The sequence below is a fragment of the Streptomyces sp. NPDC002643 genome, from assembly GCF_053592555.1.
Genome location: NZ_JBSFVY010000051.1, coordinates 26,877 through 43,691 on the forward strand (window position 1 = coordinate 26,877; position 16,815 = coordinate 43,691).

Genomic DNA, 16,815 nt, shown 5'->3' on the forward strand with positions numbered 1-16,815 from the left:
GAAATGCGCTTCGCTCGGGCGCACTCCCTGCCCGCCACGGCTGCGCCTGCCTCATGACGCTCCGGTGACCGGCCACCGGGCGACCCACTCGACGAACTCGCCCGGGTCGTCGTCCGCTCCGTGGCCGGCGTCCCAGTGGTACTTGGTGCTCACCTCGTCGCCCAGGTTCTGTGATGGAAGCCGCCGAAGGGCACCCGGTCGTCGCGGGCGACCGCGTTGGCGGAGCCTCCGTAACGGGTTCAAGCACACGGTCGGCTTCCCCGGCCCGGTGGCCATCGCGGACGCGAAGGCCGCCACCCGCCGACTTCTGCGAAGGGGACACGCCCCGCGTTCATGGACTCATGATGGCTGGAGCCTCAAGGGCGGTTTGCCTCGGGGCGACGCCGCGTGTTCTTGATCGCCGCCACCCGCTTCCTCGCCACCCCTCTCACCCGCCGGAAACGCGCTCCGATCACCCCCCGGACTCGCACTCCGACGCGCCTGTTCCCCCGAAGCCCGGGCGCCGGGCCCCAAAGCCTTGGCAGACTAGTCCACAGGCACAGTGCGCGTTGGGGGTGCGGATGGCGGGGATCGGTCTTGCCGCGGCGATCGAGGAACTGCGGCAGGAGCTCTATCGGGCGCAGGACCTGGGGGCGGACCAGCAATTCGCGTTCGGCATCGAGGAGGCCGAACTGGAGTTGCAGCTGGAGCTGCGCAACAGCGGCAAGGGGGACGGCAAGGTCAGCTTCGGTGTGGCTGCCGTCGGCGCGGGCGGTGAGCACTCGACCGTCCGCACGCACAGACTGACGCTGAGGCTGTCGGTCCGGGACCGGGCCCGCGGCGGCTCCAGTCCCGAGATCAGCGACACCGAAACCGGGTCCTGGGACGAGGAATGATGGACCCGCACAGACTGGTGCTGATCCGCAGCGGGACCACGCGGCTGCGCCATCGCGTCGGCTCCGGCTATCTCGTCGCACCCCGGCTGGTGCTCACCGCCGCACACATCCTCCGGGACGGCGAAAGCGGCTCGTACTGGGAGGAGATCCAGGTCAGGGTGGGACACCCGGGCCGCGGTGAGACGCTACGCACCGGAGCGGAGCTGATCTGGAGCCATCCGCAGGACCTGGACGTGGCCCTGCTGCTCACCCACGACGAGATCGACGTACCGGGGTCGGTTCGCTGGGGCCATCCGGTGGGCACGGCCCCGCTGCGCTACGAGGGGCTGGGCTTTCCGCTGGCATCCGCGGAGGACGGTCGTGGCGCCGAACACCTCCGAGGCATCCTGCCTCCGCTGTCCTCCGGGGCTCGCGGCCTCTACGTGCTCGACCAGGAGCCCGCACCCGACCTCCGCGACGACGGCCGCAAGGCCTGGGGAGGCGCCTCGGGAACCGCGGTGTTCTGCGAGGACCACCTGGTGGGCGTGGTGATTCGCGACGACCGGTCCTACGGCAACCGCCGCCTGCGGGCCCTCCCGGCGCATCGCTTCGTCCAGGACGACCGCTTCGGTGCACTCCTCGGGCTGTACGCCGACGGTCCACCCCGCCTGACCGAGATCGGCGCCGCCCTCCCGACGGCCCGGCCCGCGGCGGAACGCAGCCCGGCCGAGCAGGAGACCGAGCGGCTCCTGTGGTCGGTGCTCGGCGGCCGGATCACCTACGCGGCACATGCAGGCGCCCTCGCACGGCGACTCGGATACACCGTCCCCGACAGCCATGAACCGACCATGCCCGACCTCGCGGCACTCGTGGCGGCCCATCCCCGCGCCCTGCCCTCCCTGAGCAGCACCCTGGCCCCGGCCCTCACCGGCGAGGACGAGCGCACCCGCCTGACGGACGTCCTCAGCCGCGCCCGTGCCGGCGGACTGTGCCTGCTCCTGTCCCTGGACGAGTGCGAGCACTTACTGGAACTGCTCCGCGGCGTCTGCAAGGAGCAGCCCACGCTGATACCGCGCGCCGCCCGCGAGGCCCTGCGCTACGCCTGGCTGCCCGACCCGTTGAACCGCACGCATCTCTGCCCCGACGACCTCGAACACGTCGTCGAGCACTTGGAGTCCGTCTCCGACAGTGAGCGCGTACCGGACGGCACACCGCCCGTACCGGCCCTGCTCCGCCTGGTCGAATGCGTGGCCGCCGCCCTGGGCAGGGAGGCGGGCGCGGAGCTGCGCGGCTGGTCCGATCGGGTGGCCGCCCGGACCGGCATCCATCCGGCGGCGCTCGCCGAGCGCCGCACCGACGCCGGCCGCTGGGCCGCCCGGCAGTCGCCCCCCTTCTCCCGCGTCGTCGTCGAAGTCTCCCGCGCGCGGACCGAACCGCGCGAGGGCTACTACTGCCGCATCCTGCTCGCACGCGCCGACGGCACGCACACCCCCCTCCACGAAGCGGAGAGCGCGCCGAGGACTCCCGAGGAAGTGGCCCGGCGAGTGCGCGACGCCGTCGAGGTCGTCGCGGACGAGCTGGGCCCGACGGCCGCGCCCCACGCGACGGTCCTGGTGACCCGCGACAGCCTCCATCTGCCCATCGACGAGTGGAATCCCGGGGCGCCCAACGCGTTCGTGCCCGACCAGCCGATCGGCGCCGAGTTCTGCATCACCCTGAGCTGCCCGGAGATGAGCGACCTGGTGCGCGGCAGAGAGCGCGAGCACCGGCGGCGCTGGGAAAGCGGACACGCGGCCCCTTTGGTGGTCGACGACGAACGTGTCACCCGGCCACGGCTCAGACGGCTGCTGCAGACCACGCACCGTGACGCCACCCAGGTCGTGCTCCACGGTTCCCCGGAGCAGCGGGACGCGCTGCTCGAACTCTGCCTGGCGCTCGGCGTCCCGGTCGTCCTCTGGGACCGGCGGGCCGACTGTCCGACGGACGCGGACGGGCTGCGGCAGCTGGACCCCACCGGCCCGCTCGGCGATCTGCCCGAGCGGGTCCGCGTCTTCCGCGGGACGGCGTTCGACGAGCCGGAGACGCTCCCGGCCCGCCCCGCGCTCGTATGGGAGGAGCACGGCCGGCGACCGCGGCCCGAATCGCTGACCCTGCAGGACCCCCCAGAAGGAGCCCACGCGTCATGACCGCCGCAGAGTCCGCCGCCACCGACCGCCCCGCCCCGTCCGGCGACGGGGACTGGCGGCTCTTCCGGGGCGATGGAGCACCCCGCGCGGTCGCCTTCCCGCCCGCCCCTCCATGGCGCCGCATCCACCCGGAGGAGCCCGACGGTTCGCGGCCCGAATGCCCCCGCCCGTATCTGATCGATCCCGACGACGCGGACATCGTCAACGCCGCCCTCCATCTGCGCCGGCCTCTGCTGGTCACGGGGCACCCCGGTACCGGGAAGTCCTCCCTGGCTCACGCGATCGCCCACGAACTCGCCCTCGGCCGCGTCCTGCACTGGCCGGTGAACAGCCGTTCGACTCTGCAGGACGCCCTCTACCACTACGACGCGATCGGCCGACTGCGGGAAGCGAACCTCCGCCGGGACACGGACGGCTCCGAACCCGGCATCGGCCAGTACGTCCGGCTCGGACCCCTGGGCAACGCGCTGCTGGCCCGGGACCGGCCCAGGGTCCTGCTCATCGACGAGCTGGACAAGGGGGATGTCGATCTGCCCAACGACCTGCTCACCGTGTTCGAGGAGGGCGAGTTCGAGATTCCGGAGCTCAGCCGCCTGCCCGAGGAACACTCCACGGTCCACGTCCGGACCGACGACGCGGACGCGCCGGCCCCGGTGGTGCGCGGCCGCGTCCGCTGCCGTGAGTTCCCCGTCGTGGTCATCACCAGCAACGGTGAACGCGAGTTCCCGCCCGCGTTCCTCCGACGGTGCGTCCGTCTCGACCTGCCCGAGCCCGACGAGGAGCGGCTGCGGGACATCGTCGCCGCGCATCTCGGCCACGATGCGCTCCACGACATCGACGACCTGCTGGAGGAGTTCCTCGGCCGCCGCGCGCCCGGAGAACTCGCGACCGATCAGCTCCTCAACGCGGTCTTCCTGCGCAAGGGCGGCATCGATCTGGACGCCGGCCGACTGCTCGACGCCGTTCTGCACCAGCTCGGCGGGGCGGTATGAGGGCATGGTCAGACGTCTGAGAGAGATCCTGGCCAGGAGCGGCGTCGACCTCTTTGACGAGGAACTCCTCGACGTCCTGTGGCTGGCCAGGAACCTGCCGGGCGACGTCGCCCCGTTGGCGCGGCGTCCGGCCCCGGCCGCCCCCTCACGGCAGGCCGCCGAGCAGGGTGAGCCCCAGGCCCCCGGCGCGGACGATCCCGCGCGGCGCGGCGCGCACCCGTCGCCGGACGCCGCCGCGCACCGTCTGTTCCCCCTGTACGCGGCCCCGCGGGGGAAGGGAAGCGGCAGTCCGGAGCCGGCTCCGCACCGGGCGCACGCCGTACGCGCCCCGGGCCCCCATGTCCTGCCCAGCCGTCACCTCACGCTCGGCAAGGCGTTACGGCCGCTGCGGCAGCGGCTCCCCGATCGGCGCCGTCAGGAACTGGACGTGGCACGGACGGTGGACGCCATGGCAGAGACGGGTCTGCCCGAGACCGTGACGAGTCCCGCCCGTAGTCGCTGGCTCTCCCTCGCCCTGCTGATCGACGACGGCGTGTCCATGGTCCTGTGGAAGCGTCTGGCCTCCGAGGTCCGCTCGCTGATGGAACGGGCCGGGGCCTTCCGCGACGTCCGCGTGTTCGGACTGAACACCCGTGGTCCCCATGCCCCGTTGCTGAGCAACCGTCCCTTTCGGCAGCAAGGTCCCTACCTTCCGCCGGCCGCTCTCTGCGACCCCACCGGCGGCACCCTTGTCCTCGTGGTCAGCGATGGCGTCGGCGACGCCTGGTGGGACGGCCGGATGAGCGAGGCGGCGGCCCTGTGGGCCCGACGGCAACCCACGGCGATCCTGCAGGCGCTGCCCGCCCGGCTCTGGGCGAACTCGGGCATCACGACTCGGCCGTGGCACGTCACCAGTGTCCGCAGGGGCGGTCCCACCACCGCCTGGCACGTCACCGACCCGAGACTGCCGGCGGATCTGGTCGGCTTCGACTCCGTCCCCGTCCCGGTGCTCGAACCCACACCGGCCGCCGTCGGCGACTGGGCCCGGCTGGTCGCCTCACCGAGCGCGGCCGCGGTGCTGCCGCTGTGGGACATCGGGCGGTCCGTCACCCAGCCCCGGCACGCCGAGACCCGGCAGGGTCCGGACGCCGACGCCGTCCTGCGCTTCCGTGGCGCGGCCAGCCCGGAGGCGTATCGGCTCGCCGCCCATCTCGCGGCCGTGGCGCCCGTCACTCCGCCCGTCATGCGCATGGTGCAGGAGGCCCTGGGCCCGCCGACGGACACCGGGCACCTTGTGGAGGTCTTTCTCGGCGGCCTCATGCAGAACTCCGCCGGGGACACCACCGGCCGGTTGCCGCAGCCGGAGTTCTTCGACTTCTCCGACGACGCACGGCGTATCCTCCTCGGCACGCTCCCCGCCCGGGAGTTGCTGCGCACCACACGATTGATCGCCGACCGCCTGGCAGCGTGTGTCCGGCACTCACCGAGCTTCACCGCCTGGGTGGCGCACCCGGCCGGCGCCGCCGCCGTCGGCGCACCCGACCGGTCCTTCGCCCAACTGGAGGAGCGGCTGCTGAAACGCCTCGGCGTCGGTACGCACCTCGACGCCCGGCCCGCCGACCGGCCTCCCCCGGCTCCGGGACCCCCGGAATCCCGGGAACGGGCCTGGCCACAGCCACCTGTGGCGCAGCCGACGGACACCAGGGCCCCCGCACCGTCCTCTGCGGCGGACACGAAGCACAAGATCCTTCTGGTCGACGACCAGCCGGAGAACCTGCTGGCGCTGGAGGCCCACCTGTCCGCGCTCGACCAGACACTCGTCCGCGCCTCGTCGGGGGAGCAAGCGCTCAAGGCGCTGATCAACGACGAATTCGCCCTCGTTCTCCTCGCCACCCAGATGTCGGGAATGGACGGCTTCGAGACTGCCGCACTCATCAAGAGCCGTTTGCGGACCCGCGACACCCCGATCATTTTCGTCAGCGCGTACGCGATGGGTCCCCATGCCACCTTCCGAGGGTATGCGGCCGGTGCCGTGGACCATGTGTCGCGGCCGTACGATCCCTGGGTGCTGCGCGCCAAGGTGTCCGTCTTCGTCAGGCTGCACCAGCAGAACGTGCAACTGCGCGAACAGGCGGCCTCGTTGCGCACCACGACCGCGATCGATCTGCCGGCACAGCTGTCCACCCTGTTGTCCGACGCCGAGACGCAGGCACACGACCTGACCGGACAGCTCCAGGCACAGGCGCCGCGCGCGACGGTGAGGACCACGGCCGCCCGCCTGGAACGCGCGGTCAGGAGCCTGCGCCAGGTGCTGCAGGGCGCGTTGGAGCGGCAGGAAGAACCTGGTGGCCCGCCCACCCCGGCTTCCCTGCACTCACCACGACATCGAGACGAGTGAAGGGGGCCCGGCCGCCGTACGTGATCGACTCGCGGCCGTCCGAAACCCGGAACAGCACTCCTGGTTCGCTGCCCGTGGGACCGGTTCGGGCGGGGCGGATTCTGCCGGCGAGGGGGCGAGTTCGGCGGGCAGGTCGGCGAAGGTTTGGGTGAGAGGGTCGCGAAGCGCTCGGCTTTCCCCTCCTTTGAGCGGGCGCGGTGCACGGCAGCTCGCCGCTGGGCCTGGAAGGGGTGGTACTTGCCGGTGCGCGGGTCGTGGTTGCGGCGTATCTCGCGGCTGATCGTGGCGGGGTCCCGGCCGTACCGCCGGCGGTTCCCCGTTCTGCGGTCGACTCCCGCCTCTCGGCACGCGGCTTGAGTTGCCCAAGGCCTGCGCCATAAGCCGAAGGCATTGGTCGCGTTTCTCTGGTTACGGGGCAGGTGCACGGTTCTTCTCGGCAGGCTTGCCGACGATGAACCTCGCGCTGTGGATCGGCGCTGAGTACGAGCCGCGCTTCGAGGCGTCGCCGAGTTGTGTGTCAGCCTCGGTCGAGAATGCGGGCGGCGGCCTCAAGCTGAACGTCCTTGTGTGCCTTCAGGGCCTGGAATTGCCGAGGGTGACTGCGGATCACATCATTCTGGATGTGATCCTCCGCCGCCATCCAGATCGTCACCAGACCCGTTTCCTTCTTGCAACGCACATCTGCTTCTGCCGCGCGGAACTCCTCGGCGGAGGGCTTTCCCGTCGCCCACCGGTCATCGCCGACGGCAGCCAGGGGATCGTTATAAACGGAATCCCGATTCCGTCATGCAGTCGCTCCAGGAACGGAAGGCTTTTCTCACTTCTTCGTTCTGCTGGGATGCGTCGAAGGCTTCCTTGATCTGCCTGTTGAAGAGAGCGACATCGATTTCGGGCGCCCCCTCCATCACCTGCGCTCGCGCCTTCTTCAGACACCCCCCGGGGCCTCCTTGCGTGTTCTCTCCGTACGCGGTGCGCTGTTCCTCGGGGGAGAGCGTCCGCTGTCGAGCGGCGAGTTCTGCGTCGCGGCGGGCCACAGAAGGTCTGTCCCGCGGGACGTGATAGCCGAAGAGCTTGGCGATGGCGGGCTCCACGAACCGTAGCGGCGGCGGTTGGGCGGTTCGACATCGACTTCGTCGGGACGCGGAACCACCGTCCAACTCAAGCCCCGGGCACGCATGCAATCACCGACGAGGGTGTCCTCGGCGCTGTCGATTCTCATCGCCTCGGCCGGCGAGATGTTGTACGCGTCAAAGGGGAGAGAGATCTCACGTGCCTCGGCACCAGGCAGCGGCACAGCCGCGAGGTTCGGGCCGCCCCGGCCGACGACGACTGCGACAACGACGTGGCACACCCGACCGCCGAGACGGCCACCACACACCCTCGCCGTTCTGTGCGAATTCAACGCATTGCGAGTCTCCGCGAATTACGACTTGACGGAACTTGTCTTGTTGTCCCAGCCGTTGTCCGTGAAGTCCGATTCCTCACTCTTGGGCCTCGCGCGATAGCCGTGTGCGCCGGAGCAGTTGCGCTTGTCGTAGAGGTAGATGCTGTAGCTCGATTCATTGACCATCGAGCTGGCATCGTTGTCCAGCACGGCCTGGCTGTCGGCGGTCGAGAGCTGCCGCACCGTGAGACCAGGCCCGTGCTCGGCCCGAGCGCCAGTGCGGCGGACCGGCCGCGCTCATCGAGGGGTCAGGCCACCACGCGGTCGGCGGTGAGCTTGCGGGAGGTCTCGGCGAGGAGGGTGCGCAGTCGTGCCGCGGACAGCGGGGTGCCCGGGTCGACCGGAGGCGGCGTCTGCGGCGGAATCCCGGAGCGGAGGTCTTCGCCCATCTGCGCCATGAAGGCCTTCACAGCGTCGGGGGCGGACGAGTACGGCACCACGTAGGGGTCGGTCTCCGGTTCGAAGCGCCAGCTTTCGGTCAGGGGGCCGGCGTCGACGCTGTGGAAGCCCAGTCGGCTGATCAGGTCGGCGGCAGCCACCTTGGCTTGAGGGTCGTCGCCGGCGATGGGCAGGGCGGTGCGGTCGGGGGCGCCTGCGGGGCGGGCCAGTGCAGGGATGTGGAAGTCGCTGATGTTGTTGAACGCCTTGACGAGCTTCGCGCCGGCCAGGTGTTCCTGGACGAGTTCGCTGGTGGTGGCCTTGCCCGAGTCGAGGACCTCGAAGTGCCCGTCGCGGAACGGGTAGTAGTTGATCGTGTCGAGCACGACCTTGCCCGCCAGCGCGGCGACGGGAAGCGCCCGGTAGGCGGCCAGCGGAATGCTCACCACCACCCAGTCGCCCGCCCGGGCCGCCTCCTCGGGTGTCGCGGCGCGGGCTCGCTCGCCGAGGTCCGCCACCGTCTCCGCCAGGGTCTCGGGACCACGGGAGTTGGACAGGACGACATCCACGCCCGCCGCGATCGCGAGCCGGGCGATCTTCGTGCCGATGCTGCCGCTGCCGATGAAGCCAAGCGTTGCCATGGAAGGGGTCTCCTCATCTCGCGGACCGCGCCGTCCGCCGGTGGTTCTGGACCGGGAGCAGGGCTCAGGCGGGAACATGCGGGCGAAGGCCAGAGCCTCCCGCATCACCAAACCGGAGCACGCGCTCCCCTTGAACGTAGCACAACCGGAGCAAGCGCTCCGCAATGCTGGAGTGCGCTGTACCCTGATTGCCGTGACCCTCGCCGACCAGCCGCCCCCCGCACCCGGGCAGCCCGCCAAGCGCGGCCGCCGTGCCGATGCCGAGCGCAACCACGCCGCGATCATCGAGGCGGCCGGCGCCGTCTTCGCCGAGCAGGGCGGCACCGTCGACGTCCGTGAGATCGCCCGGCGCAGCGGCGTCGGCATGGGCACGCTCTACCGCCACTTCCCGACCAAGGACGACCTGCTCACCACCGTCCTTGAACAGCAGTTCACCTCCTGGCTCACCGCCGCCCACCAGCAGGCCACAGCCACCGAGGACCCCTGGCAGGCCCTGACCGGGTTCTTCGAGCAGATACTCACCACGCAGGCTCGCAACCGCGCCGTCGTCGAGAGCTACGCCACCACCGGTGGCCCCACCAGCTCATGCGCCCAGCGTTGCCACTCCTTCATCGACGAACTGCGCACCCGTTGCATGAGTGCCGGCCTCCTGCGCCCCGACGTCACCACCGCTGATCTGGTCCTGCTCAGCGGCACCCTGAGTCAGGCCGTCCTGACGACCGGCGACAGCCACCCGGGCCAGTGGCGCCGCCTCCTGCGCATCTCCCTCGACGGCCTCAGCAGCCGCAACACCGAACCCCTGCCCGAGCCCGCGACCCACGCGGACCGGAGCGGACGTGTGTTTCGGTAGACGTAGCGTGCTGACCAGCCGTGGCCGGAGGTGGGCGCGGCGCGGCCGTACCTGTGGTCGGACTCGTGGTCGGGGCGGGGCCGGGGCGGCTGTGACGGCATGTAGGCGCGCCATCTGTCGCGGCAGTGCCCGGGTCAGCGGTCCACGGCGGGCAGGTGGGTCAGGCCGGTGTCGTTCATGATGCGGTCGACGGTCTCGTGCAGGGCGCTGTCGGCGCCGATGATGGTCTCGATGCCGCCGGGCAGCAGATCGCGCTCCCGGTACCAGTCGCGCAGCTGCGTCTCGTTGACGTCGTCGGCGATCGGCTTGGTGGCGTGCCGGGTGAGGGTTTCGCCGAACGGCACGTCCAGGTAGTAGCCATGGGTCGGGCCCCGGTGGTCGGCGCGCAGCTGTGTGAGCATGTCGCCGTAGCGGTCGGCGTAGAGGATGCCTTCGACCACGACGTGGAACCCCGCGTCCAGGGCGTAGCGGGCGGTCAGGTCGATCAGGCCGATGTTCGCCGCGCCGGGCCGGTCGCGCTCCCGGAGCACGATACGGCGGAGGTTGTCCTGGCCCACCAGGGCCAGGCCGCGGCCGAACCGCTCGCGCAGGCCGGCCGCAACGGACGACTTCCCTGAGGCGCTGTTGCCGCGGACCACGACCAGCCGGGTTTCTTCGGTACCCACCATCACGACGGTCACGTTAAGGGATGGCCGGTGAGCGCCGGAGCGTTCCGGGTCGGAGCCTACTTCGCCGCCCGGGCGGGTGGCTTCTTCCCGTCACTGCCAGGCCGAAGGGGGCGATTCGTCAACGAGGTGTTGACCGCGTCAGCGGGCCAGGAGGACGACATCGACCCGGGCCGGGCTGCCGGGGCAAGCCGGTGGCGTTCAAGGACGGCCACCGGCGTACGACATCGGCCGGGCACCGGAGTTCCTGCGCAAGCAGTTCAACATCGATCAGCCCCTCGGCGACGCCGTAGCGATCATCCGCCAAGTCCTGGCGGACCGGCTCGTCCTCGGCCCCGCCGACGAGTCCGCCCTCGACCGACTCGATGACGCGGCGCGGTTCGGCGGCCGACGTCCCGCTGCCCGTGGCGCCTCAAGCGCCGGCGCTGACTGACCGGCGGGGGCTACACACGCGATCACCTACTCCGTACGCTGCGGCCATGAGCTTCCCGCTTCCCAAGTGCGCAAGCGTGCCAGTCGAACTGGACGCCGACGGAGTCCCACGGCTCCCGGACAGCTGGACGTACCGGAGGCTCGCGCCGGGTGCGACCTTCGACGCGGCCGCGTGCCCCGCGCACCGAACGGCCACGGCATGAAGTACGTCGAAGCCCCGGGCGAGTTCGAGAGTTCAGGAACCGCGCTGTTCCTCGCCGGTGGCATCACGGGATGCCCCGACTGGCAGCGCGACGCGGTCCGGCAACTGGAGGACCTCGGCTGCGAGGCGACCGTCCTCAACCCGCGCCGGTCCTCGTTCCCGCAGGACGACCCCCGGGCGCACGACGACCAGGTCGGCTGGGAGTACGCCGCGCTGCAGCGGGCCGATGTGATCCTCGTCTGGTTCTGCGCGGAGACGGTCCAGCCGGTCGTGCTGTACGAGCTCGGCTTCCATGCCGCACGCGGGACCACGCTCGTGGTCGGCGCGCATCCTCAATACGAGCGCCGACGCGACATCGTCGCCCAACTCGCGCGGGCCCGACCCGACCTCACCGTGCTCGACTCCCTTTCGGCGACAGTCCGCGCGGCCGCCGTGCAAGCCGCGGCCCCGCCGGTGCGCCGTCCCGTCAAAGAGGCGCGCTGAGCTCTGCACGTCCTCCGGCTCTCTGTCCAGACCGCCCGCGTACAGCGCCGGCCCGACAGTGGCAGGGTGTGGCCCGCCATGGCGACCAACCCATGGCCCGCGGTGTTCGGTGTGTCTTCCCTCCGTTCCCGCAACTCGCTTGGGGCGATAGGTCGGTGGGCAGGGTGTCGGGTGGCTGCGGTGAGGGATACGCGACGGTACGGGGAGGGCGGCACATGGAGCTGACGATCGTGGTCCAGAACCTGGGGCACGGAGGACTGCGCAACGGCTCCGGGGACCCGGAGGACCGCTGGCCGCAGCTGGTGGAGCGGATTCTGGGCGCGGGGGAACCGGACCTGGTGCTGGTCCAGGAGGCGGTCGACTGGGACAAGTACGGCCACCGGCAGCTCGGACGGGCCATGCGGGACCTGGACATGGACACGCTGCCGATCCCGCCGTCCAGCTCCGGCTACCCGCCGGCAGTGCTCTACCGCAAGGAGACGCTCGGCTACTGGAGCCACTGGAACACCGACTTCGCGCAGGAGACGCTGCACGGCTTCGGCGTCGCGGTGTTCGACGTCGGGCTGCCCGCCCCGCTCGCCATCGCCGGCGTGCACCTGAACCCGTTCGTCGCCGACAAGGCGCGCGACGAGGCGAAGCTCATCGCGACCCGCGCGCTGCGGTACGGGCCGTACGGCATCGTGGCCGGCGACCTGAACTATCCGCCCGCCGATCCGGCGAACCCCTCCCCCGACTACGCGGCGATGCGGCCGTACAACAAGTCGGCCCGCACCAGGCTGCCGTCCGAGGTCGGCGGGCAGCTGGTGCCCGACCGGCGGGTGACGGAGATGCTCGCGTACACGGGCTTCGTCGACGCGGCGTGGAAGCTGTACGAGGAGCGCGGCGACAAGGAGTTGCTGCGCAAGACCGGGACCGATGACCGGATCGACCAGCTGTGGGTGTCGGCGCCGCTGCGCGACACGGTCGTCGACTACCGGCTCCTGGACACCCCCGCGGGCGCCTCGGACCATCACGGCCTGGTCGTACGCATCGACCTCGAACGCGTGAACACCGACAACGTGTGGGCATACAGGTAGCGGCCGGCCGAGAACCCGTCCGCATGACGGCGTCCAAGCCTCCGAGCCCCGCACGACAAGAATGCATTTCACGCTGCTGGCGTCGATGTCGAGCGGGGTCTCCGGGTTCCGCCACGTCACTCCATCGCCCGGACGGACAACTCGCCTACCCCGTAGGTGAGTTGTCGGTCCAGTTGGAAGCGTCCGGGGCGTCTGATGCGTGGTGATTATTGCTTGACGGAGGATGAGGCCGGGGCTTGAATGTGCACACAACTTGAAGATCACGTGACGGGGGCGTGGTTCGGTGCGATTGAACTTGTCCGGCAGACATGCATTCGCTTGTCATGGCCATGATCCACACCGCAAGAAGAGGGCCGCGTCAGTTGTGGCTGCCGCTCTGCTGGCGGTCCTGGTACCACCCGCTCAGCATGCTTCCGCGTCGTCCGCGGAGTCGGATTCCGTCGCTCTGACCGAGGGGCAGCGTGCGCTGGAGCAGGCTGCCGAATCGGGGGAGCGTGTGGAGGTGGTCGGGGAGCGCACGGACCGGTCGACGGTCTTCGCGAACCCCGACGGCTTCACGTTCACGTTGGAGCAGTCGGTGGTTCCGGTGCGGGTACCGAAGCCGGGTGGTGGGTGGCAGGCGCCGGACGCGACGTTGGTGAAGCGTTCGGACGGTTCGGTGGGTCCCAGCGCCGCGGCGGTGGAGATCGCGTTCTCGCCGGGTGGTGAGAACACGCCGCTGGCGTCGATAGAGGATGCGGGCAAGTCGCTGGAGCTGCGGTGGCCGGGGAATCTGCCGGAGCCGGAGCTGGACGGTACGCGTGCGGTGTACGCGGAGGTCCTGCCGGGTGTCGATCTTCAGGTCACGGCGACGCCGGAGAGTTTCCAGCCGGTGTTCGTGGTGAAGACGCCTGAGGCGGCGGCGAACGAGGAGTTGAAGAAACTGACCTTCGGGCTGAAGGCCCGCGGGCTGGAGGTCGTCGAGGGCGCGGCCGGGAATCTGACGGCCGTTGACGCGAGTGGTCGGACGGTGTTCCGGGCGCCGCCGGCACGGATGTGGGACTCGGCGGGCGAGGCGTCCGTAGAGGCATCAGAAGCCACAGACGCCACAGAAGCCACAGAGGCCACGGAGGCCGACGAGACTTCCGGTAACGAGAACTCCGGTACGCGGACCCAGCTGATGACGGCGCAGGCCCTCGCGGAGGACGCGCCGACCGCCGCCTCCGCCGAGGTCGCCTCCGCCGTTGCGGGCGTGGAGCCGGGCCAGGGCGACAAGGTCGTCCGGATGGACGTGGCGGTCACCGAGGACACGCTGTCCATCGTCCCCGACACGGCGATGCTCACCACGACGGACACCGACGCGTTCCCGCTGTTCATCGACCCGACGGTGACCTGGGGCGAGTCGGAGCGCACCCTGCTGCGCAGCGACGGCTATGAGTCGTACGGCTGGGGCAACGGCGACGACGACCAGGGCAGGGGCGCGGGCAAGTGCGGTACCTGGAACGGCTACTACTGCGGTCCGGGGTATGTGCAGAAGCTGTACTTCGAGTTCTCGCCCGCCAGCCTGAAGGGCAAGAAGGTCCTGGACGCGACGTTCCGGGTGACGGAGCCGTGGGCGTTCCAGTGTGACCCGCGCTGGGTGGACCTGGTCCGGACGAACAACATCTCCTCCGCCACGACCTGGTCCTCGCGCCCGAAGGAGCTGGACCTGATGGTGGACCGGCATGTCTCGGCGGGCCGTGGTTCGCTGTGCGACCCGGACTCCCCGGACGCGCCGATCGAGTTCAACGACAACCCGGAGGAGACGAACGAGAACCTGACCTCGACCGTCTCGAACTTCGCGGCGGGCAAGTTCTCCCGGCTGACGCTGGAGATCAAGGCGCACGACGAGACGGACACCGCGGCGTGGAAGCGGTTCAAGAACGACGCCGTCCTCGCCGTGAAGTTCGTGGGCCTGCCCGCCAAGCCGAGCGCGATCGGTCTGGTCACCGGTTCCGGCACGGTCTGCGAGACCGACGAGAGCGACCCGGCGGTCGTCTCCGACCCCACCCCGACCCTGACCGCGACCGCGCAGACCATGGCCGGCGGTGAGAAGGACGCCCAGCTGCGCATCGCCTACGACCTCGACCGCAAGAGCGGCAGCAGTTGGGGAGACGTCACGCCGGGCAACGGCGACGAGCGCCCCTCCAGCGGCTATGTCGGTGACAACACCAAGGTGAACCTGTCGTGGTCCACCCTCACGGACGGCGCTCTCTACCGGTACCGCGCCTGGACCCGGTCGTACTACAACGACGGCGACAGCCTGCTGGCCGGTCCGTCGAACGCCTCCACCACCGGCTGGTGCTACTTCAAGGTGGACTCCACCGCGCCCAAGGCACCGACGGTCACCGTCGGCTCCCCGTACACGGCGTGCACCACCAACGACTGCACCGCGCACGGAGGGCCGGGGGTGAAGGGCACATTCACGTTCGCGCCCGCCACCGGTGACACCAACGTCGCCTACCAGTACAAGCTGTCGTCGACGGCCTCGTGGTCGGCCGACCAGAAGGGCTCCTCGGTGTCGGTGCCCATCACGCCGACGAAGGCGGCCACGTACCGCCTGTACGTGCGGGCCAAGGACGGCATCGGCCGGTACGGCGCGCAGTCCGTCGTCGACTTCCTGGTCGCCGACGGTGAGAAGCCGGTCGGCCGGTGGCAGTTCGCCGAGGCCGACGGCGCGGCGGTGGATGTCGCCACCTGGGACGGCTCGGACAACGCGACCCTGACCGGCGGTGCGGCCCGGGACGATCGCGGCCGTCGGGGCCTGGTCACCCGGGACGCGGAGGACCAGCCGCTGGCGACTCCGGTCACGGACAAGGGACTGGCGCTCGACGGCAGCACGGGGTACGCGGCCACGGCCGGCACCGTCCTTGACACGTCGCAGTCGTACACGATCGGCGCCTGGGTGCGGGTGGACCAGTCGTCCACGAAGACCGTCACCGCGCTGAGCCAGTCCCCGGCGACGACGAGCCCGTTCGCCAAGAAGTACAGCCCGTTCATCCTTTCCTACGGCAGCACGTGGAGCATGCGGGTCCTGGACAAGAGCGGTGCCGTCCACGAGGCGGCGGTACCGAACGCGATGCCCAAGGGCGTGTGGACGTACGTCACCGGTGTCCATGACTCCGTCGACAAGAAGATCCACCTGTATGTGAACGGCACGCTCCAGGCGTCGACCGACGCCGGGACCGCCTGGCACGCCGACGGCGCGTTCCAGATCGGTCGCCTGCTGTACGGCGACACCTACGTGGACTACTTCAAGGGCAGCATCGACGAACCCACCGTGTGGCAGCGGGCCCTGTCCGCGGAGGAGATCGCGGACGAGGCGCGGCAGCTGACGTCGCAGACGTACGCGGGTGTGGAACTGGTCGCGGACTGGTCGGCGGACCGGGGTTCCGGCACCACCGTCGCGGACACCACGTCCGGTTACGGCCGCTCGCTGACGCTGGCCGGCGGTGCGGCGCTGGACGGTGAGGCGATCGTGCTGGACGGTGTGGACGACGCGGCGACGGTGGCCGGGCCGGTCGTGGACGACACCGGATCGTTCACGGTGACCGTCCTGGCAGGCCTGGACGGTGACGCGCTCAAGGACAAGAGCGTCGGTTACATCGGCCAGGTGGTCGGTCAGCGTACGTCGGACGGCTCCGCGTGGGGCTTCTGGTACGAGCTGACGGCCAAGGAGACCGTGCTGGACGAGGAGACGCTGGAGGAGAAGACCGTTCCGGTGGGCTTCTGGCGCTTCGGTCGGCTCAACTCCGACGGCACGTTCAGCGCGGTGGCCTCGGAGGAGGCCGCGGTGGTGGACGGCATGGTCCGGATGACCGGCGTCTTCAACGCCCAGGACGGCACGATCGGCCTGTATGTCGGTGCCGTGCGCAACGGGGACGACAAGGCGTTCACCGCGAAGATCGGCTCGGGTGATTTCGCCGTCGGCAAGGGCTTCAACAGCAGCGCCTGGCAGTACTACCTGCCGGGGCGGGTCGCCGAGGTCCGGCTGTGGGCGGGTGCGATGGCCGGCTCGGATCAGGTGGACGAGACCGTCGGCGACTGAACCGAAGGGGCGGGGCGGCACGCGGCCCCCTGCCCCTTCGGCCTTCCCCGCGACCCGCTCTTCGGGTCTTTCCGATCCGTTCTTCCGGCCGACCCGTTCTTCCAGCCGACCGTTCCTTCGGCCGACCCGTTCCTTCGGCCAACCCGTTCTTTCGGCTCTTCGCGACCAG

At 70.5% G+C, this 16,815-nt stretch carries 13 protein-coding genes and 1 pseudogene; 9 read left to right on the plus strand and 5 right to left on the minus strand.

What is annotated here, in order from left to right; all coding sequences use genetic code 11:
• Positions 1–560 precede the first annotated feature (560 nt).
• From ACWD4G_RS42275 to ACWD4G_RS42295, 5 genes and pseudogenes are all read left to right on the plus strand, one after another.
• Positions 561–875: a trypco2 family protein gene (locus ACWD4G_RS42275; protein WP_451303447.1), complete on the plus strand. Its 315-nt coding sequence runs from the start codon at positions 561–563 to the stop codon at positions 873–875.
• Positions 875–3,040, plus strand: coding sequence for a VMAP-C domain-containing protein (locus ACWD4G_RS42280; protein WP_451303449.1), 2,166 nt, complete (start codon positions 875–877; stop codon positions 3,038–3,040). The genes ACWD4G_RS42275 and ACWD4G_RS42280 overlap by 1 nt, the downstream gene beginning before the upstream one ends.
• Positions 3,037–4,032 carry an AAA family ATPase gene (locus ACWD4G_RS42285; RefSeq protein ID WP_451303451.1) on the plus strand — a complete coding sequence of 332 codons (996 nt, stop codon included), beginning with the start codon at positions 3,037–3,039 and terminating at the stop codon, positions 4,030–4,032. The genes ACWD4G_RS42280 and ACWD4G_RS42285 overlap by 4 nt, the downstream gene beginning before the upstream one ends.
• Before the next feature lie 4 nt (positions 4,033–4,036).
• Positions 4,037–5,467, plus strand: a pseudogene (locus tag ACWD4G_RS42290) (SAV_2336 N-terminal domain-related protein); the annotation flags it as partial.
• 225 nt (positions 5,468–5,692) lie between these two features.
• Positions 5,693–6,409, plus strand: coding sequence for a response regulator (locus ACWD4G_RS42295; RefSeq protein ID WP_451303477.1), 717 nt, complete (start codon positions 5,693–5,695; stop codon positions 6,407–6,409).
• Between the two features lie 517 nt (positions 6,410–6,926).
• Here the strand turns inward: ACWD4G_RS42295 and ACWD4G_RS42300 are convergent.
• The 4 genes from ACWD4G_RS42300 to ACWD4G_RS42315 form a co-directional block, all read right to left on the minus strand.
• Positions 6,927–7,061, minus strand: a complete 135-nt coding sequence (locus tag ACWD4G_RS42300; protein ID WP_451303453.1) for a hypothetical protein — start codon at positions 7,059–7,061, stop codon at positions 6,927–6,929.
• A gap of 109 nt (positions 7,062–7,170) precedes the next feature.
• Positions 7,171–7,500 (minus strand): hypothetical protein, encoded by a 330-nt coding sequence (locus tag ACWD4G_RS42305; RefSeq protein WP_451303455.1) that lies wholly within the window; start codon positions 7,498–7,500, stop codon positions 7,171–7,173.
• Positions 7,501–7,832: 332 nt separating this feature from the next.
• On the minus strand, positions 7,833–8,036 hold the full coding sequence (locus tag ACWD4G_RS42310; RefSeq protein ID WP_451303457.1) for a peptidase inhibitor family I36 protein: 204 nt from the start codon (positions 8,034–8,036) through the stop codon (positions 7,833–7,835).
• A gap of 65 nt (positions 8,037–8,101) precedes the next feature.
• On the minus strand, positions 8,102–8,872 hold the full coding sequence (locus ACWD4G_RS42315; RefSeq protein WP_451303459.1) for an NADPH-dependent F420 reductase: 771 nt from the start codon (positions 8,870–8,872) through the stop codon (positions 8,102–8,104).
• Between the two features lie 193 nt (positions 8,873–9,065).
• Here ACWD4G_RS42315 and ACWD4G_RS42320 point away from each other — a divergent pair, with 193 nt between their 5' ends.
• The gene (locus ACWD4G_RS42320; protein ID WP_451303461.1) at positions 9,066–9,722 is read left to right on the plus strand and encodes a TetR/AcrR family transcriptional regulator; all 657 of its coding nucleotides are present in this window, start codon (positions 9,066–9,068) and stop codon (positions 9,720–9,722) included.
• Positions 9,723–9,856: 134 nt separating this feature from the next.
• On the opposite strand, the gene ACWD4G_RS42325 is transcribed toward ACWD4G_RS42320, so the two are convergent.
• Positions 9,857–10,390, minus strand: coding sequence for a kinase (locus ACWD4G_RS42325; RefSeq protein WP_451303479.1), 534 nt, complete (start codon positions 10,388–10,390; stop codon positions 9,857–9,859).
• Positions 10,391–11,018: 628 nt separating this feature from the next.
• Between ACWD4G_RS42325 and ACWD4G_RS42330 the strand changes: the two genes are divergently transcribed.
• From ACWD4G_RS42330 to ACWD4G_RS42340, 3 genes are all read left to right on the plus strand, one after another.
• Positions 11,019–11,504 carry a nucleoside 2-deoxyribosyltransferase domain-containing protein gene (locus tag ACWD4G_RS42330; protein WP_451303463.1) on the plus strand — a complete coding sequence of 162 codons (486 nt, stop codon included), beginning with the start codon at positions 11,019–11,021 and terminating at the stop codon, positions 11,502–11,504.
• Between the two features lie 215 nt (positions 11,505–11,719).
• Entirely contained in the window at positions 11,720–12,580 is an 861-nt protein-coding gene (locus ACWD4G_RS42335; RefSeq protein WP_451303465.1) for an endonuclease/exonuclease/phosphatase family protein, read from the plus strand.
• Between the two features lie 364 nt (positions 12,581–12,944).
• Positions 12,945–16,646, plus strand: coding sequence for a LamG-like jellyroll fold domain-containing protein (locus ACWD4G_RS42340; protein WP_451303467.1), 3,702 nt, complete (start codon positions 12,945–12,947; stop codon positions 16,644–16,646).
• Positions 16,647–16,815 lie beyond the last annotated feature (169 nt).